The sequence below is a fragment of the Paenibacillus ottowii genome, assembly GCF_006874425.1.
In the GTDB taxonomy this organism is placed as follows: domain Bacteria; phylum Bacillota; class Bacilli; order Paenibacillales; family Paenibacillaceae; genus Paenibacillus; species Paenibacillus ottowii.
The window spans coordinates 202,553-220,341 of record NZ_VIJZ01000004.1; the positions used below are offsets into that span (position 1 = coordinate 202,553).

Annotated in this window: 22 protein-coding genes and 1 tRNA gene; 15 read left to right on the forward strand and 8 right to left on the reverse strand. The window is 45.4% G+C overall.

The window, feature by feature from the left end; translation table 11 throughout:
• Window positions 1-12: 12 nt before the first annotated feature.
• Window positions 13-159: a hypothetical protein gene (locus tag FKV70_RS26120; protein WP_167669723.1), complete on the reverse strand. Its 147-nt coding sequence runs from the start codon at window positions 157-159 to the stop codon at window positions 13-15.
• A 217-nt stretch (window positions 160-376) separates the two neighbouring features.
• Here FKV70_RS26120 and FKV70_RS11055 point away from each other — a divergent pair, with 217 nt between their 5' ends.
• From FKV70_RS11055 to FKV70_RS11065, 3 genes are read left to right on the forward strand one after another with little or no spacing between them, the layout of a single operon-like run.
• Window positions 377-1,471, forward strand: coding sequence for a quinone-dependent dihydroorotate dehydrogenase (locus tag FKV70_RS11055; RefSeq protein WP_142612858.1), 1,095 nt, complete (start codon window positions 377-379; stop codon window positions 1,469-1,471).
• Window positions 1,472-1,505: 34 nt separating this feature from the next.
• Window positions 1,506-2,318 carry a GTP diphosphokinase gene (gene yjbM / locus FKV70_RS11060; RefSeq protein WP_064796143.1) on the forward strand — a complete coding sequence of 271 codons (813 nt, stop codon included), beginning with the start codon at window positions 1,506-1,508 and terminating at the stop codon, window positions 2,316-2,318.
• Complete coding sequence (locus tag FKV70_RS11065) at window positions 2,319-2,888, forward strand: DUF309 domain-containing protein (RefSeq protein WP_142612859.1); 570 nt, start codon at window positions 2,319-2,321, stop codon at window positions 2,886-2,888.
• 85 nt (window positions 2,889-2,973) lie between these two features.
• Here the strand turns inward: FKV70_RS11065 and FKV70_RS11070 are convergent, their stop codons facing one another.
• A complete protein-coding gene (locus tag FKV70_RS11070) occupies window positions 2,974-3,501 on the reverse strand; it encodes a thioredoxin family protein (protein ID WP_063209186.1) in 528 nt (175 codons plus the stop codon).
• A gap of 163 nt (window positions 3,502-3,664) precedes the next feature.
• On the opposite strand from FKV70_RS11070, the gene FKV70_RS11075 reads away from it, so the two are divergent.
• Window positions 3,665-5,278 (forward strand): RsmB/NOP family class I SAM-dependent RNA methyltransferase, encoded by a 1,614-nt coding sequence (locus FKV70_RS11075; RefSeq protein WP_142612860.1) that lies wholly within the window; start codon window positions 3,665-3,667, stop codon window positions 5,276-5,278.
• Entirely contained in the window at window positions 5,275-6,057 is a 783-nt protein-coding gene (locus tag FKV70_RS11080) for a pseudouridine synthase (protein ID WP_142612861.1), read from the forward strand. Before FKV70_RS11075 ends, FKV70_RS11080 begins: the two co-directional genes overlap by 4 nt.
• Window positions 6,058-6,180: 123 nt before the next feature.
• Here FKV70_RS11080 and FKV70_RS11085 read toward each other — a convergent pair whose 3' ends face one another.
• Window positions 6,181-7,362, reverse strand: coding sequence for a GGDEF domain-containing protein (locus tag FKV70_RS11085; RefSeq protein WP_142612862.1), 1,182 nt, complete (start codon window positions 7,360-7,362; stop codon window positions 6,181-6,183).
• A gap of 205 nt (window positions 7,363-7,567) precedes the next feature.
• Between FKV70_RS11085 and FKV70_RS11090 the strand changes: the two genes are divergently transcribed.
• Window positions 7,568-8,692 carry a glycosyltransferase family 4 protein gene (locus FKV70_RS11090; protein ID WP_142612863.1) on the forward strand — a complete coding sequence of 375 codons (1,125 nt, stop codon included), beginning with the start codon at window positions 7,568-7,570 and terminating at the stop codon, window positions 8,690-8,692.
• Here FKV70_RS11090 and FKV70_RS11095 read toward each other — a convergent pair.
• Window positions 8,689-9,795, reverse strand: a complete 1,107-nt coding sequence (locus FKV70_RS11095) for a YkvI family membrane protein (protein WP_142612864.1) — start codon at window positions 9,793-9,795, stop codon at window positions 8,689-8,691. The genes FKV70_RS11090 and FKV70_RS11095 overlap by 4 nt on opposite strands.
• A 142-nt stretch (window positions 9,796-9,937) precedes the next feature.
• Between FKV70_RS11095 and FKV70_RS11100 the strand changes: the two genes are divergently transcribed.
• The 5 genes from FKV70_RS11100 to FKV70_RS11120 all read left to right on the forward strand — a co-directional run bounded on the left by FKV70_RS11100 (window position 9,938) and on the right by FKV70_RS11120 (window position 12,450).
• Window positions 9,938-10,543, forward strand: coding sequence for a DedA family protein (locus tag FKV70_RS11100; RefSeq protein ID WP_063209198.1), 606 nt, complete (start codon window positions 9,938-9,940; stop codon window positions 10,541-10,543).
• Between the two features lie 85 nt (window positions 10,544-10,628).
• Window positions 10,629-11,201 carry a xanthine phosphoribosyltransferase gene (locus tag FKV70_RS11105; RefSeq protein ID WP_063209201.1) on the forward strand — a complete coding sequence of 191 codons (573 nt, stop codon included), beginning with the start codon at window positions 10,629-10,631 and terminating at the stop codon, window positions 11,199-11,201.
• 101 nt (window positions 11,202-11,302) lie between these two features.
• Window positions 11,303-11,647, forward strand: a complete 345-nt coding sequence (locus FKV70_RS11110) for a hypothetical protein (protein WP_013370520.1) — start codon at window positions 11,303-11,305, stop codon at window positions 11,645-11,647.
• 138 nt (window positions 11,648-11,785) lie between these two features.
• The gene (locus FKV70_RS11115) at window positions 11,786-12,007 is read left to right on the forward strand and encodes a hypothetical protein (protein WP_063209269.1); all 222 of its coding nucleotides are present in this window, start codon (window positions 11,786-11,788) and stop codon (window positions 12,005-12,007) included.
• 113 nt (window positions 12,008-12,120) lie between these two features.
• Entirely contained in the window at window positions 12,121-12,450 is a 330-nt protein-coding gene (locus FKV70_RS11120) for a carboxymuconolactone decarboxylase family protein (RefSeq protein WP_013370522.1), read from the forward strand.
• Window positions 12,451-12,584: 134 nt separating this feature from the next.
• On the opposite strand, the gene FKV70_RS11125 is transcribed toward FKV70_RS11120, so the two are convergent.
• Complete coding sequence (locus FKV70_RS11125; RefSeq protein ID WP_142612865.1) at window positions 12,585-13,118, reverse strand: YhjD family protein; 534 nt, start codon at window positions 13,116-13,118, stop codon at window positions 12,585-12,587.
• Window positions 13,119-13,325: 207 nt separating this feature from the next.
• Between FKV70_RS11125 and FKV70_RS11130 the strand changes: the two genes are divergently transcribed.
• From FKV70_RS11130 to FKV70_RS11140, 3 genes are all read left to right on the forward strand, one after another.
• Window positions 13,326-13,410, forward strand: a tRNA-Leu gene (locus FKV70_RS11130).
• Window positions 13,411-13,620: 210 nt separating this feature from the next.
• Window positions 13,621-14,133 (forward strand): peptide-methionine (S)-S-oxide reductase MsrA, encoded by a 513-nt coding sequence (gene msrA, locus FKV70_RS11135; protein ID WP_142612866.1) that lies wholly within the window; start codon window positions 13,621-13,623, stop codon window positions 14,131-14,133.
• A gap of 126 nt (window positions 14,134-14,259) precedes the next feature.
• The gene (locus FKV70_RS11140) at window positions 14,260-15,195 is read left to right on the forward strand and encodes a divergent polysaccharide deacetylase family protein (RefSeq protein ID WP_063209205.1); all 936 of its coding nucleotides are present in this window, start codon (window positions 14,260-14,262) and stop codon (window positions 15,193-15,195) included.
• Here FKV70_RS11140 and FKV70_RS11145 read toward each other — a convergent pair.
• Window positions 15,170-15,925: an N-acetylmuramoyl-L-alanine amidase gene (locus FKV70_RS11145; protein ID WP_142612867.1), complete on the reverse strand. Its 756-nt coding sequence runs from the start codon at window positions 15,923-15,925 to the stop codon at window positions 15,170-15,172. The genes FKV70_RS11140 and FKV70_RS11145 overlap by 26 nt on opposite strands.
• Window positions 15,926-16,169: 244 nt before the next feature.
• Between FKV70_RS11145 and FKV70_RS11150 the strand changes: the two genes are divergently transcribed.
• Window positions 16,170-16,355: a YqzE family protein gene (locus FKV70_RS11150; RefSeq protein WP_142612868.1), complete on the forward strand. Its 186-nt coding sequence runs from the start codon at window positions 16,170-16,172 to the stop codon at window positions 16,353-16,355.
• 123 nt (window positions 16,356-16,478) lie between these two features.
• Here FKV70_RS11150 and FKV70_RS11155 read toward each other — a convergent pair whose 3' ends face one another.
• Entirely contained in the window at window positions 16,479-17,534 is a 1,056-nt protein-coding gene (locus FKV70_RS11155) for a hypothetical protein (protein ID WP_142612869.1), read from the reverse strand.
• Window positions 17,506-17,754: a hypothetical protein gene (locus tag FKV70_RS11160; protein ID WP_142612870.1), complete on the reverse strand. Its 249-nt coding sequence runs from the start codon at window positions 17,752-17,754 to the stop codon at window positions 17,506-17,508. The genes FKV70_RS11155 and FKV70_RS11160 overlap by 29 nt, the downstream gene beginning before the upstream one ends.
• Window positions 17,755-17,789 lie beyond the last annotated feature (35 nt).

Below are 17,789 nucleotides of genomic sequence, written 5' to 3' on the forward strand. Positions count from 1 at the left end.
GCTACTTGTTGATTAACGGTTTCCTGCTTGTGCTAAAACAATGACCAGAACAATTACAATGATGAGTAGAACAAAGCTGACAGCGGTCCATACGATCGCTTTCTTGTTCACCTCATCCTTTTTCTTTTGCAGACTGGGTGGCTTGCGTTTGGTCTTCATACAGCAATCCCTCTTTTCTTACGGGCTAAAGTCCTGTCTTACTATGTCCATTGTAAATGGTTTGATTATACATTTTCAATGACATCTCCATGACAACTGAGTTGTTCTGATACTGGACCTCGCAAATTACTTTCTTTTTGGTATGGAAAAAGCTAAACTATTTTGTAGAGATGTTTTTTTAGGATTGTGCAAGGGTATAGAACGGAGTGGATGAATCGTGTTGTATCGAAGGATTGCGAAACCTGTTTTTTTCAAAATGAGTCCAGAGAGGGCCCATCATGTAGTCATCGACGGCTTAAAGCATTTGGGTTCACTTCCCGGTGGAGCAGCGACGTTGCGAGGGATGTATGGAGTCAAGGAAACGGAAGATCTTGCCGTTGATCTGTTTGGCATTCATTTTCCCAACCCGATTGGACTGGCTGCGGGTCTGGATAAAAATGCTGAAGCGGTTGCTGGTTTTTCTTCCATCGGGTTTGGATTTATGGAAGTAGGCACGGTGACACCAGTCGGACAGCCCGGCAATGATCAACCCCGTTTGTTTCGACTGCCTCCTGATGAGGCATTAGTGAATCGGATGGGCTTTAACAATCTGGGTGCTGAGAGCATGGCCAAACGTTTGGCAGCCCTTAAACATCGACCTGTACCGGTTGCTGTTAATATCGGCAAAAATAAAGTTACGCCAAATGAGGATGCCCATAAGGACTACGAAAAGTGTATTTCCGCACTGTATCCGTATGCGGATTTCTTTGTAGTGAACATTAGTTCGCCCAATACTCCGGATTTGCGAAAACTCCAGCATGGCAGTGAACTAAAATCGTTACTGGAAGCGGTTCGGGCAGAGATGGGAGTTCAGGCGGAGAAGTATGGTGAAGCCAAGTCTGTATTGGTTAAAATTGCGCCGGATGTATCGGACGAGGAACTGGAATATATGACGGATGCGATTGCAGCCAGCGGAGTGGATGGCATTATTGCGACGAACACGACAATATCGAGGACCGGTCTGACGCATCGAAATGCAAGTGAAACCGGAGGGTTGAGTGGCAAGCCGCTACGTGACCGTTCTACAGAGGTCATAGGACGGGTGTATCGTCAGACGGAAGGGAAGCTGCCTATTATTGGATCAGGTGGTGTTTTTACCAGTCGTGATGCCTATGACAAAATTAAAGCAGGCGCTAGCCTGATTGAAATTTATACAGCATTGATCTACGAAGGGCCAGAAGTAAACCGGGCTATACATGCCGGTTTGCGTGAGCTGCTTCGAAAGGACGGCTTTAGACACATTACCGAGGCTGTTGGTGCAACTCACAGATAAAAAAGTGTTGTCGGAAGAGACAGGAGGTACGGGGATGGACGGAAGAGACTGGGGAACATTTTTGCTGCCATACGATCAGGCGGTGGAAGAGCTTAAGGTCAAGTTCAAAACAATGCGTGCGGAGCTGAAAAAGCGCGAGGAATACGCTCCTATCGAATTCGTAACCGGACGGGTTAAAAAAATATCCAGTATCCTCGATAAGGCGAAGAGATTACAGGTTTCACTTGATCAGCTGGAGACGGGGATCGAGGATATTGCTGGCATTCGCATTATGTGTCAATTCGTAGAAGATATTCGGCGGGTAGCTGAGTATATTCGAAGACGTAAGGATTTGACGGTACTATTCGAAAAGGACTATATAACCAATTATAAAGATAGCGGCTATCGCAGCTTTCATATGATTGTGGAATACCCGGTTCAGACAGCAGTGGGGTTAAAGATCGTGCTGGCCGAAATTCAAATCCGTACGTTGGCTATGAATTTTTGGGCAACCATAGAGCATTCTCTGAGCTATAAATATCGAGAGAGTTTGCCAGATGATATGCGGGCCCGATTGAAAAAGGCGGCTGAGGCAGCCTTTGTGTTGGATAATGAAATGTCTTCCATCCGTCTTGAAATATTGGAAGCCCAGAAAAAGTTTGAGGATGAAGCCAATATTGTATCCAAAGTGCTAACAGGCATGCACCGTCTGTATTTCTACCATAAGATCAGTGAAACGATTGAGGCGCAGCGCAAGTTTAATGAACTGTGGGAGCGGCACGACATGGAAGGAATCAAGCAGTTGCATGATGAGGTCAAGGAGATGCTGGAAGCTTCAACTAAGGAAGAAGACAGGGATGAATATTAAATGGTGAATCCTTCCTATGAACCGTTGTACGTGACTTATTTGGTATACTTCAATCGGGATCGGGATTATTTTGAATGTCATGAGGTACTGGAAGAGCTGTGGCTTAAGCTGGACCGAGACCCTGTATATAAAGGTTTGCTGCAAATTGCTGTAGGACTGTATCATTTTCGCAATGGTAACTATCGTGGTGGGTACATGATGCTGGACAGTGCGGTACACAGGCTGGAACATGCTTCTTCGCAAGCGCTGGGCATTAATCTGGCGAAGCTGGTAGACGAGGCGCGCGCTTGCGCCCGGCAGCTTGCTGAAGCTGTTAAGGACGGTTCGCAAGAGCTCCAACGTCAACCACCGGTTTATCGGGATTTGACGATTGAAATTGTCGAGCCCGGGCTGCGTCAGGCCGTGGAGAAGGCATCCTCGTCCGTTCCGGTCAATATCCCTCAGCAGAGAGGTCCTAGGCGTGGGGAAAAGCATGAGCAGCGTCAGCAGGCGCTGGTAGCTTCGATTAGGCGCAGACAGGCTGCCGGGAGCTTACGCTCAGCCACGGTGGAAACGAAGGATGCGCCATGATGTTGTAGCGTATAATAAACGAGCAGCCCGATCCGTTTCATAGGGATCGGGCTGCTTTATCGTTGTCAGGCGAGTGATTACCTGTCTAAGACGTCACGTTCTTTTTATATTTTTCAAAGAAGGCTTTGAAATCGTCGAGTGTGTATCCGTTGTCCGAAGGGTTTTCCTTCAACCCACCCACCATGCGATCTTTTTCCACGCCTTTTTCGTAATAAACAAGTGTAGGAGTATACTCAATCTTGTATTTGTCCCAGCCGGCTTCATACTCACGCAGGTTAAATTCATGCATCGTGATGTTCTCTTGCTTGCTCAGAGGCATAAGCTTGGGAGTAGTGGCACGGCAGTGAACACAGTCAGACGCGAAATGATAGACGAAAAAGCTTTCCTTTTTGTCAATTTTGCTTTGTAGATCTTCAGGCTTAATAATTTGCTGATAGTTCGGATCATTTAGCAGTTCCTGAGTAGCAGGATTTAACGAGGCTGTGGAAACGCCGTATAGCTTGTTTTTAGTGCCTGAGTTTAGAGCGAGCAGCACTCCAAGCAAAATGACAAGCACAACAAAAAAGCCAATGACAGGTATGAGCTTTTTTTTGTTGGATTTTTGTGCGTTCAATGGAATCTCTCCTATCAAAATCTAAAATATGTAACTATGAACCTCATTATTATACAACATTACAGACTGTAGTGAAAGTTTGTAAATCACACAGATATTGCCGGATAACAGGTTGATTATGGTACAATAAAATTTATTTTAACAGGACAGGATGATTACGATTATGGGTGTACAGCTCCCGACAGCATTTGTAACGCGCATGGAGCAATTGCTCGGCGATGAATTCGAGGCTTTTATGGCTGCTTATGACCATACGCCCCATGCGGGGATTCGCGTGAATACATTAAAAATTCCGGTAGAGGACTTTAAGGAACGTTCTCCGTTCGAACTGCGGCCGATTCCGTGGTGCCCTACAGGCTTTTACATTCCACACGGTACCAAGCCCGGACTACACCCCTACTATCATGCTGGGTTGTACTATGTACAGGAACCGAGTGCGATGTCTCCGGTTGAACTGCTCAATATAGCTCAGGATGAGGCGGTTTTGGACCTGTGTGCTGCACCGGGAGGGAAATCAACCCAAATCGCAGCCAAGCTGCAAGGAAGCGGCATACTGGTGACCAATGATATTAGCGCTGACCGAACGAAGGCGTTGGCTAAAAATGTGGAATTGTACGGTGTGCGTAATGCCGTGGTACTGAATGAAAGCCCGGATCGCATCGCAGATGCCTTTCCTCATTTTTTTGATAAAATTTTAATTGACGCACCTTGTTCGGGGGAAGGCATGTTCCGTAAGGACGAGGATATGGCCAAACAATGGGAAACGCATTCGGTGGAAAAATGTGTGGTCATGCAACGGGACATTTTGCGTGTAGCAGCCTCGATGCTGAGTGATGGGGGAAGAATTGTCTATTCGACCTGTACCTTTGCCCCGGAAGAAAATGAAGGAATGATTGCGGAATTTCTGGAGGCTCATGCCGATTTTAATGTAATCCCTGTTCCTTCGGAAGCGGGGTTTGGACCAGGCCACCCGGAATGGGTGAGTGAAGAGATTGCAGCGGCTCATCCTGAACTGCTTGGTACAGCACGCCTTTGGCCGCATCTTGTAGAGGGAGAAGGTCATTTTATCGCTGTATTGCAGCATCAGGGTGGGGCTCGTGTTGATTCGGCAGCAGATCTTACTGAATCAGGGGATCTGGCTCCATCGAAGCAACATTTGCCCGTCAGGGAAGCGCTACTCTCCAATGGCCAAGGAAGGCGTACTGAAGAGTCTGTACGAACCGGAAAAGGAATGAGCGGAAAGTCAGGTAAAGGCAAGAATACGCGCGGCATTGATAGCAACAAGTCTCGTATAGGGAAAGAACATGTAAAATCTGCTGCACGCTCCCCGCATGATGTGCTGGCATCCTATCGCCAATTTGTTCAGGAGCAGCTGGAGGTTTCACTTGAAGGCCATACGGTGGTGTATGGAGACCGCATTTATCAGTCCCCGCTGGCATCACATCGTTTGGACGGGCTTAAGGTGGTACGTCCGGGCTGGTTTATGGGAACCGATAAGAATGGTCGTTTTGTACCTTCACATCCGCTGGCGGTGGCTTTACGTCCTTCTGAGGCGATTAGAAGTATCAACCTTTCTAGTTCGGATGCTGAAGCCATCCGGTATTTAAAAGGTGAAACCTTGTCCGTCTCTGTGGAGAGAATGGAGCTTCGGCATGGAGCCCAACCTAAAGGCTATACTCTCGTGTGTATTGATGGTTATTCGGCCGGATGGGGGAAGTGGCAGGACGGCATGCTTAAAAATGAATATCCTACAGGCTGGAGGTGGACATCGGTATGAGTGGAAAAGGGAGACAAACTCAGCGTTTGGACAAAATTTTAACCCATATGGGGTATGGTTCCCGTAGTGATATCAAGAGACAGGTAAAGCAAGGTATGATCACGGTAAACGGACGGGTTATCAAAGATAGCGGCTTACAGGTTCATCCTTACCAAGACCAAATTGAAGTGAACGGCGAACGGGTTGTATTTCGGGAGTTTATTTACATCATGCTGCACAAACCACCAGGGGTCATATCTGCAACCGAGGATACGAGGGATCGGACGGTGTTGGATTTGCTGAGTTCGGAGGAACGACATTTTGATCCTTTTCCAGTGGGGCGGCTTGATAAGGATACAGAAGGCTTATTGTTATTGACCAACGACGGCAAGCTCGCCCACGAACTGCTGTCTCCACGGCGTCATGTTCCCAAAACGTATGAGGCTACGGTGTCGGGGCATGTCACGGAGGAGGATATTCATCACTTTGCAGCAGGTGTGGAACTGGACGATGGGTATGTCACCCTTCCCGCGCAGTTGATGATTCTTCGGCATGAACAGCCGCGTCAGACTGACGGAGAAGTCCTTTCCTATATTTCGCTTGTAATCCATGAGGGTAAGTTTCACCAAGTGAAGCGCATGTTCGAGGCGGTTGGCAAAAAGGTGACCTATTTGAAAAGAACAGCCATGGGACCACTGAAGCTGGATGAACAGCTTCCACTGGGCAGCTATCGAGAGCTGACCAGCGAAGAACTAGTATCAATCGGCCGTGATATAGCATCTGCGACATCAGAAATTTAATGACGAGTTTAAATACAAATGACGCACAGGCTCTTACGAGAGCCTGTGCGTCATTTTATGATATAGCAACCAGATAGAGAGATGTTCACAGACAAGCTTCACCAACAAATCGTAGTGTGTGAATTATTGTGCGCGTGCTGCCCGGCTTTTTTTCACTTCCGTTGCCTTATAAGCTGTGACCTTATTTTTGCCTGTCGTTTTGGATATGTACATGGCTTGATCGGCCTGTTTGACGAGTTCATCCGGGTTTATTTCCTTCTTAACTGTACTGTGTCCGACACTAATGGTGACGATGCTTTCCTCGGCCACTCGTTCGCGGATTCGCTCTGCGACATGCGCAACTTTGGCCCGTCGATCCACAACCATTGCGACTAGTTCCTCGCCGCCGTATCGCCCAGTCAGCCCGATTTCATCCAATTCCTCCTCCATAATTTGGGCCACCTGCTTGAGAACTTCATCCGCACGAGCATGGCCCTGCGTATCATTCAGCTTTTTGAAATTGTCAATATCGCAAAAAATGATCGACACGCGGATTCCCTGATCTATATATTGCCGCAGTCTTCCCGAAAAATATTTACGGTTATACAGCCCGGTCAGACCATCGGTGATGGAAGAACGATAAATCCTTTGGAGCAGCTCTACAATTCGTTCAAACAGAATGATAAATAGCGTTGTGTAGTACAGTAATGGTAGAAATAACATCCACAGGAGTGTGCTTGATCCGCCTGCTTCTTCAGGAATGTCATTTCGCAGCCAGAGAAAACTAAGCCAGAGTAAATATATGAATAAACCTGCTATAAATTTCTTTGGCTGTCCGATTCGTGGGGTGATGAATAGAAGGCTTAATATAAGGACCAACACTCGATAAAACAGAGTGAATCCAACCAACTTCACCGCGCTGATCCAAGCGGGCAATAAATTTAAAGTCCAAGCCATGACCGGTAGTAATAATAACGCAGCCAGTAATAGCAAAGCCCATCTCTCCACAAACTTTAGCTTTTGGTAAAGCTGAAATACGGCGGCATTGATAAGCAAGAAGGCAAACGCCTCCAAAGCGTTCTTCCACACGATTCCCTGCAGTTGCATTTGGCCACCGCCTGCCGAATAGAGATTCATCGCTTCGTATGTCATAATAAGAATAGCGGCAACCGAAAAAAGGATATAGGCTTTTTTTCGTTGTCTGCTATATATGATCACGCACATTAGCGCCATCATGAGTATAATATACAAACCGCAGGCTGCACTTATGGCCCCGGTCAGAGATGGGGAGCCCAAAGTTCCCAATAAGGACAACAACGTCAACATCACCGACTCCATTTGCAAAATTAATCAATCTATTGAACGGATGATAACGTTCCGATACAATAGACAGGATTTATTCCAGTTAAAATGTTATAATTTTCTTTTGTACCTAACATTTATTCTCAATATATCATCTTTCAGAAAATCCGGAAACCTATACATATATCCTGTATTCCGGGCAGTTTGATGTTTGAAAGGGGAAGCACTCATGAAATTGCTACAGGCTCTCTTTTTCCCACCCGAGCAACCGGGAGGCGTTTCATCCATGATTCCATATTTGCAAGAGCGGTTTACGTCCCCACGTTGGGAAATGGAGCTATTTTCAATCCCTAAACGGATTCGCAACAAGGGTAGGGAAGAAGTAACCTTTGATACCTTTGACTGGACGAGATATGAGCAATATCCAATCGTTCAAAAATATATTCAGACATACCGTGATTATTTGTGGTGGACTCGGCTTCGCATTCAGAAACCTTTTGACCTTATTCACGCTCATCATCCGATTGCCGGGCTCGCTATGAAAAACGTATTTCCTGATATTCCGCTCGTACAGACGATTCACTCTTCCTATGAGAAGGAATTAATTCTAAACGGGAAAATAGAGGAGAACGGGCCTGAACACCAATTCTTAGTGTCACTGTACCGAGAAATGGAGCAGAAGGCGGATCGACTGATAGCAGTATCGCAGTCTTTTCAGCATTACTTAACACCTTATGTACAGCATCCGCAAGATATTGTGGTTATTCCAAATGGATATGATGAGAAGCGATTTAAGCCCGTTCCTCACGAAAATGAAGTGACACAGCTCATAACCGTTTGCCGGCTTGTTCCCGCAAAAGGACTGGATATTTTATTACAGGCTTGCGCTGAGCTGAAAAAAAGAAATCAGGAATTTGTGCTTCATATCATTGGAGATGGTCCGATACGACCTGAGCTGGAAGAGATGGCGCGGCAGTTAGATATATATCATGAAACGATCTTTTATGGATATACTCTTCACCCGGAAGAGTTTATGCCTTTCTTTGATGTGTTCGTATTGCCTTCGCGGGCAGAGGCCTTTGGCTCCGTATTTGCAGAAGCGGCGTTGAGCTGTCTGGCATTGGTAGGTACAGAAGTAGGGGGAATACCAGAGCAGATTGAGGATGGTGTCAATGGTCTGCTCGTGCCACCCGATAATCCGAAGGCACTGGCAGACGCATTAGAAAAGGTCATCGCAGACCCTGCCTATCGTTATGAACTGGCTAGATCTGCCTGTGACAAGGCTAAATCAAGCTATTCTTTAAGTCGTGCCGTTAACGAACTGAAGAAAATGTATTTGAAATTTCCACACTAACCATGCCGGGTATCACCTGATTTGGAATCAGAATGCCGAAAGCTGGAGCGGGGACGTGAGGAGCGGAAAGGTCTCCCGCGTCCTGACATGATCAGTTTACTAACCCACATCAGACTAAGCATTCCGAAAATAGGATAGAGAACAGATAACAGTGAACTGAAGCCGAACTGACTGATTAAGAAACAGGTGAGCATAATGAATAATGTAATGAGCTTGGGCGAAATTTGCACATGCTGACGAATTTGTAGACTGACTCCATAAATGTCGGCCACAAAGGTACTAAAGATCTCCATAAAAATGAGTAGAATGTATATGATTTCGACAAGCGCTCCCAGACGATAAGCAATGCTTCCCATAGGGATTTCAAATTGCTGAATGCCTGGCATTTGCGCTGACATGACAAAATGGGCAGCCATCAGCATAAAGCCAACACCAATTCCACCTAATACGCCGCCCCAGCGGATGGTTTTACGGGAGAATGTTTGGCTGCCTAGAGGGACAAGCACGGCCTGAGCCATAGTCAGATTGAAGGATGTGTACAGCAGTGGAGAGATCCATGCTCGTAGTACACTGTGATCTGTCGTATTCGTAATAAAGCTTTGCGGATTAGGCATGGAAAGGGTGCTATGAACGAGTAAAAGAGATATGGTGATCATCAGCGGGACCACAATAGTGTTCATATGCAGGATCGCTTTAATACCTTTATTCAGCAGTATGTAAGTTCCGATCAGTGTAATGAGCAGTCCAGTTTGGTAGTGAAGATGAAGATGCTCCACAAAAACAGAGCCAGCTCCTGCCAGCATGACGCTATTCACGCAAATCAGCACAATTAGCGTGAATATGCTGATCCATTTTCCAGCATGGGCACCAAAAAGGTGTTTATTCAGATCCTCGTAGGAGCGGGCTGAAATATCATGAGCGATCAGCATTATTTTCGTACCCAACCATACAAATATGAGTGTGGACAGCATAATAGTGATTGTAGCCCAACGTCCATACTGCGTAAAAAATTGCAAAATTTCTTGTCCGGTAGCGAAGCCGGCACCGACGATTGTACCAATGTATGTAAAAGCAATCTGAAAAACTTGAATATTACGTTTCATTCTCAGTCCCCCCTTGCCTGCTTGAATAACGCTGCAGTGAGCATATAATACAAACTATGTTCAACTGAAATAGGACATGACTGGATGAGACTGAAAATAATTATTATTGAATTTAACGAATAGCTTGACGGGAGCGTAATTTATGGGTCAAATCCTTGCATGGATACTGGAATACGGATATTTGGCAATGTTCGGCTTGCTTGCCCTTGGAGTAGCTGGTATGCCGATACCTGACGAAGTGCTGATGATCGCCTTCGGCGGGCTCGTGTCTCAAGGACACTACAACTTTATTGCCGCACTGGCAGTCACATTTTTCGGCAGTATGACAGGCATGATGCTTAGTTACACACTGGGGCGTCTGCTGGGCAAGCCACTATTGCACCGATACGGTAAATGGGTGAGGCTTACGCCTTCAAGGATTGCCTCCTCCGAAAATTGGTTCGGACGCTATGGCACCTGGGGAATTTTGTTCGGATATTTTGTCCCTGGCTTGAGGCATGTATCCTCATATTTGGCAGGTACAACCCGTCTAGGTGTTTTTCGTTATATCAGCTATGCATCGGCAGGAGCGTTGCTGTGGTGCGGTACATTTTTGGGAATCGGACATGCAGTGGGCATGCACTGGGAACAGGTGGCCAGGCTGATGGAGAAGGTGACGCACCGGATAGGTTTAATCGTTATTCTTTTAATTGTTTTGGGAGGAATCATCGCTTGGTTCTGGAACAAACGTAAAAAAAATGTCACATGACCGTATGGAAAGCAGGTTATAGCTTGAAAGCGGCGGGTGAAATATGGTACTTTTACCGCATAGGAATGCCGTGGGAGGTCATGGAATGGAAGTATTAAAGAAGCGAATTTTAGATGAAGGTGTGATTGCGTCGGATCAGGTGCTAAAGCTGGATGGATTGCTTAATCACCAGGTTGATCCAGAGCTGACAATGGAAATGGGACGAGAGTTCGCAGCCCGTTTTCGGGAAGAGAAAATCACCAGAGTAGTGACCGTGGAATCCTCAGGCATTGCCATCGGGTTTGCGACAGCGTTGGAGTTGGGTGTACCGTTGGTATTTGCTCGTCGTAAAAAGACTTTATTAGCTGATCCAGATGCGCTGTGTGAGCGTGTGCCTTCGTTTACGAAAGGTATTGTTACAGATATTATGTTGTCTCGTCAATTTATTCATGAACATGATCGTGTTTTGTTCATTGATGATATTATTGCTAATGGCGATGCAGCTCGAGGTATGGTTAAAATTATTCAACGCTCTGGGGCGGAGTTGGTTGGATTCGGAGTTGCGGTTGAAAAAATGTTTCAGGCAGGAGCGAGAACCATCCGTGAGCAGGGCATCCGTGTCGAATCATTGGTTAAAATTTCGTCCTTGGCTGATGGTAAAATAGAGTTTGCTGAATAGTAACATTTCGAGACTCCGGATCCTTATTTCTAATAATAACCTTTGCATGAGCATCAATTTCGCTTATAATATAGATAAGGTTTGGGAGAGGAGGCAGCAACATGGGGAATGAACAATTGACCGAACAGTTTTTTCTGGAAAAACTGGCAGCGGCTAAAGTGCATTTTGAACGCGCCTTGGATTGTAAGCATACGGAATTCGACGATTTGTATCCCTATATGATTGAACATCCTCAGTTTTTTTGGTATAAACGCTATGTAGCCTGGTCTGAGTTGTTGACATTGGTTAACCTATGCGAAGAATTGTCCTTCTCTTGGAAAGAAGAATTTACTGCTCACCAAGTGGAGTATGTAGAACAGCGAGTGTTGTCTGCACAAGTGCTGGACTTCTGGTACGAGAAGAACGATACAAAAGAACATGACCACAGTGTAAATCAGTCGGGATAATTTGTTGCTCTGTTGGCAATCCATATAAGTAGTAAGAGGAAAGAGACCTAAATGATTTATTTAGGTCTCTTTTTAAACTTTTTGTCTGCTATCAATTATGACCGTTGTGCTGAAAAAATGGATAAGGAGGGAACATGGATGATAATGGACGAAGAATTGGATGCTTATCGACTCTCCGGTGAAAAGGTACGCGTCGTACGCGATGGATTGGAGTCCAACGATGTGGTTGGCATTGTATTGGCCTGGGATGATGAACAAGTGCTTATTCGCCGTCAAAATCGACGCGTAGTCAAGTTGGATCGCAGCTATACATACCAGCCGTTCAGCGAGCCGCGTCACAATCCGGTAGATCTGGATTAAGACGAGATCGACATAGGGATTGGATAAAAAACGGGGCGTTCATTAGGCATACAGCAACTCTAAACCGGACACAGTAATAAAGGAAAACTCAACAGAGAGGGCGTGCTGTGTCAATGACGGTTATGGATGAAAAAGTACACGCATACAAGGATCAAATCAGCCATTTGGAAGATAAGTTGCCCGAGGTAGTTCATGCTTATCATCGTTTTACTGGAGAATGCTTTCAAGCCGGCAGTCTAGATGAAAAAACTAAGCAACTGATTGCGCTAGGTATTGGCTTATTTGCCAATAATGAGGTGTGCACGTTTTATCATGTTAATGAGGCTCGCTCTAAAGGAGCCAGTGATCAGGAGATTATGGAGGCCGTTGCTGTAGCTGCTGCAGTTGGTGGAGGACATGCTCTAAGCCAAGGTGTTACGCGTGTACAGAAGGCGCTGCATTAAAGCGAATTATTCAAACAGATATATTCTTACTCGTAATAACAAACATAGACTGGCCTGAACATGATCGTTATGGAAAGAAGCTTCCGAGCACAGTTGGTGCCTGCGGAAGCTTCTTTTTGCGTGTAGTGCGGGGATTATGCTCTTTTGCTTGCAGCAAAAGCAGTAGGACGAGAGGAGTTATGCTTATAGGCAGAAGAGGATGTAACCCAGCTTCGCCCAACAACGCGTAGGGGTTTAGAGGTTGAGTTATTTGGTTCGGGGCGATATTTCTCGGGTAAAGGAAGGGCAGCTGTATGAGGCATGGAGGTAGTGAGCCCGAGATAAGCTCGCATTCGTTCATACATTTCTTTGCGGAATGCGGGCATAGGCATACTGAACTGCTCTTTAGCGCCTTTATATATATAGGTGGCGTAAACGCCGGAGTGGTTTTGTTGTATGTCTAGAACACGAATCTGATACTTCTTAAATTCATGTTTAATTTCAGATAGCAGGATTCCGGTACGATCTATTCCTGCGTTAACCATTTCGACATAAAGATCAGGAGTTTTTAGCACGCCGCTTTCCTCAAGAATGAGACTGTCCCGCTCAAACACTTTTTGAATAAAGGTAAGAAGCAGATAACTTTTCACAAGAGAGCATTGATGCTGGGTAGTATCTGAAGAGATCATTACCATTCACCGCCTTAGGAAAATGTGATGATAATTCATAGTCATCGAAGTGAAGGAACCTATGTTCTCAGGAACTTATGTTCTTATATTAATGTATTATTCCTTTTTTATCAAGGATAAATAAAAGGTTTGACAACTTTATATGATCATGGTATGATCTATCTTGTCGCTAAGAAATTAATTTTTCGAGGTATACATCAAATATATGCGGTCGTGGCGGAATTGGCAGACGCGCACGGTTCAGGTCCGTGTGGGCTAACCCCCCGTGGAGGTTCGAGTCCTCTCGACCGCATCCATTAGAAAAAGGTTTATAGAATTGCTCTTGTAGCACTTCTATAAACCTTTTCTTATATTTCGGGATGCCAATTTACCAGCAAGGATTTCAATATAAGAACTTGAACTTTATTCAAGTATATAAACAATTCTTTTATAAGTTTATCTTTTAAGATATGATTGGATATAACGCATTTCATGATGAAGCTATTGAAAGGTTGGATAAAAGATGGAGAAAGCAACTTTTGCCGGTGGATGCTTTTGGTGTATGGTGACTCCGTTCGAAGAGCAGCCGGGCATTCATAGTATTGTCTCAGGGTACACTGGAGGGACGATTCCCGATCCAACCTATGAACAGGTTAAAACAGGAACGACAGGTCATTACGAAGTGGTGCAGATTACATTTGAGCCTGAGCTGTTTCCTTATGAAAAGCTGCTTGAATTGTATTGGCCACAAACAGACCCTACTGATGAAGAAGGACAATTTCAGGACCGGGGCACACAGTATAAACCCGCTATTTTTTATCATACGGAGCAGCAACGGGACCTGGCGCAACAGTCCAAGGAACAGTTGGCGCAAAGCGGACGCTTTGATAAGCCGATTGTTACGGAAATTCTTCCGGTTACGATTTTTTATCCGGCAGAGGATTATCATCAAGATTATCATAAGAAGAATGTAAAGCATTATAAGGAAGATCGAGCACAATCTGGTCGTGATGAATTTATCGACAAGAATTGGTAATCTGCTTGGATATCCGTTATTACCCACGACAAAGGCAGATCGGGGATCATCCCTGAGTCTGCCTTATACATATTTAGACGAGGTTACTCACACAATGAAGGGACAGAGAAGGAGGCTGACCCGCAAATGAGTACACGACGGAAGTTACAGATTAGAAATCTAATAAAAAAGGCCTTAAAGGCATCACGCAGACAAAAGGAGCCATCTTGTGCGCTTATACGCTTTGGGTGCTCTAGAATACAAAAAATTGTAGTACTTTGTATTTCAGTTTGTATGCTATTTATGGTCTGTAGAACTGCTGTCGCTGAAGCAATTGACCAGCAAAATGAGCCGCAAAAGAAAGTTGCCGTTATTATTGACGACTTAGGAAACAATATGAAAGGGACAAAGGAGATTTTAAACTTACCCGTTAAAATCACCGTTGCTGTAATGCCCTTCTTGCCTACAACCAAGCAGGACGCTATGGAAGCGCATAAGCGTGGTCATGATGTTATCGTTCATCTGCCGATGGAACCAAAGCAGGGCAGACCTGAATGGCTTGGACCTGGAGCGATCAAGGCTAATATGACGGATGAAGAAGTACGCGCCAAGGTGACGGAAGCAATTAAGGATGTTCCTTATGCCATAGGAATGAATAATCACATGGGCTCCAAGGTCACCTCAGACAAGCGTATTATGTCCGTTGTGCTTGATGTGTGTAAGGAACACGGACTATTTTTTGTGGATAGCCGTACCAATTATTGGTCAGTGGTGCCTGAACTTGCAGCTAAAAAGGGAATGCCCCCAGTGCGAAATGATATTTTTTTGGATGATGTTCATACTATCGCCCATGTGCAGCGACAACTTGCCAAAGTGGTTGAATGGTTGGCTGAGCACGACACCTGTGTAACGATTGGTCATGTCGGCGGAGCAGGCTTGAAAACCTCTTCAGGACTTCATTTATCGGTTCCCAAATTAAAGGAGCATGCTCAGTTTGTTGGCATTAGCGATCTGGTGCGTGATGTATGGGGATGGACAGGTGATCCAGCCACTAATACTACCATACCGTCAGATGCGCAATAATGCCTTCGGCAATAGCTTCAGCAATGTTTTTTTGACCAGGATCACCGGAAAGCATGGTTCTGTCCTGTTCGTTGCTGATAAATCCGGTTTCCACAATGACCGCAGGATGCTCAATTTTATTCAGGAGATAAAAGGGTTTTCCGTACATGGTTCCTCTATTCATGCAAAACAAGCGGTTTAGTGAATGCTGAATCCGTTCTGCCAACAGGTAGCTGCTGCCCTCATCCTGATAAAGCACAATGGGACCGCGTTTTTTAGATTGTTTGGCCCAATTGACATGCAGGCTTACAACCAAAGCAGTGGGAAGTTGCTCCGTTAAGCTTTTGCGTTGGGCAAGGTCTTTAAGATGCCGGGATTTAGACTTCAACCAACGGTTATCATCACTTAATGCGTAGTCCTTATCCCGATTGAGAACAGCAGGGTAACCCTGGGAACGTAGAATCAAGTATAGCTTTTGAGCAATAGCAAGATTAATATCTTTTTCCAGAAGTCCTTTATGACTTGTTCCACCATCCACACCGCCATGACCTACATCAATCAGGACCACGGGCTTGGCAAAAGCGTGATAGGAACGGTTAAAGGGGCTTTCTGTATGTTTGTTTGATTGGGTACCTTTTTCGTCAGGATGCATAGTTGCATAAGCGATAGGGGCAAGTACAGAACTACTAAGGATGCAAAGGCTCAACCCTAGAACGGTCAACCATATCCTGTTTAACTTTTTATTCAACATATTATATTCCTCCAGTGGACGAATTAATTGACGTAGTGCCTTTAAACATAAGTAGCCTTGAGCTAGCACAAATATTTAAAAATAGTATGTTCCATTTAAGGGAAACCATACGTAGTTCTTTCCACAGGGGTTAAAGCCGTGGAAAATGTACAAGCTAGTACTACCTGCACCTAACGTGTTATCGGGATATTTCCAAGCACAGTGATCGAAAAGGGTAGGTGCAGATGGAGGAGGTTTATGGAGGATGGCGAAGAGTGACGAGCTGGTGACGTATATAACACAGCGGATTGTACGTTATATGGAAACGCCGCGCGATGTTCGACGCAGCCAAAAGCAAGCCAAGGAGCCGTGGGTGAGCAAATGGTTTGGCATGTTGCCTCTCGCCTTCAAAATGTGGATAAAATCCGCGCGCAGAGAGCGAAGAGAGTAACGTAAACACGCCAAAGAGACCACAAGAGGCATGGGAGAATGCCATTTGAGGTCTCTTTTTAATTTGTTATAAAGATAAATTAAAATACATTTCATTGTTACTAAAATAACTGAAATACTAAGATTATAAGTGCAGAAATTCGCCATGGGACAACAATCTTTGTAGTGGTACAAATCGGGAAAGACCATTGTGGTAGGTCAATGCATATAAAATGGGTTCGGACGGATGATCCGGAGATATCCAAGCTTGATACCCGCTAATGGATAAGGGTCCTCCAAAAGCAAAATTGATACTTGTGGCAGAAAAAATCATACGCTGTGAATTACTGAGTATGTCCATAAATTGGCTTGTGTTGTGGATGGAAAGTTTATGCTTAGGTTGAAGCCAACCCAGATCATCATAGGGATCGAAAGGTTCAGACGACACAGTAACTGCTTGTGCCTGAGTTTTCAAAAAGGGTATAGATAAAGAAATCGCGTTGTTCTGGAGCTTATGCTTCCAGCTCCCATCTGCTACTTCTACAGGTAGTGGATCGCCAGTAACAGCATCAATACCTATTTGGCTACCCGTTGAGGAACGTACCAGCCAGTAGGCTAACAGAGGTTCCTCATACATAGGTGTAATTTGTAGCTTGTCGGTAGAAGAAAATTCGGTTTCTGTAAGGGTTTTAAGGGATTGACGAAGTACATCCATACTGTAAGGTCCGCCAGGTCCATTCCCGTATTCGTTGAGTTGATAAGCGCCGTTCGAGTCGGATCCGATAATTAGATAGCCGATGTATTCTCCAGCATGGTTTACCTGAACAAGCCAGCTATGGGTTCCGGGTCCGAGCGGATGGTAGCTAAGCTCAGCATCTTTCCAAGAAGCAAAAGGGGGCTGCGACGATAGAGATTGTACGGTGTCGGTCGCTGTTTGTTTTACCTCGTCAGGCACCCCTTGCTGCTGAGTAGGAGGTTTTGATGAAACGTCACCTGGGGAAACGGGAGGAACAACAGGACTCATGGATTCCGTTGATGGAACCTGGAAGCTTTCGTTGTGGTTGGGTGCTGAACTTAAATTGTTTTCTTGAACGGCTGAGGGGGCCGCATGAATGGAAGCGAATGGACAGACTGCGGACAGACTGATCAGGACAGCTGCGATCATACCTACGCTATAGTGTCCGGAATGATTTTTGTTCAATGGAATCCACCTTTCTGTCGGATGGCTTGCCGACGGAGGCATTCTTTTTTATTAGCATACAGCCTGTCCGATGAAAAGACTGCTGCACTCTGTCGGCGCAACTGTCGTATCCAGGTTCGCTTTTTGCTGTCGATACATAGGGGACAGGCTTGACCATACTTGTGGTTTCAGCAGCGGAAACTGGTGTAGGCTGAAGCAAGATGTTACAACTTGGCGACATGTCTGCAACCCTCCTGCGAAGGAGCGTGAGATATC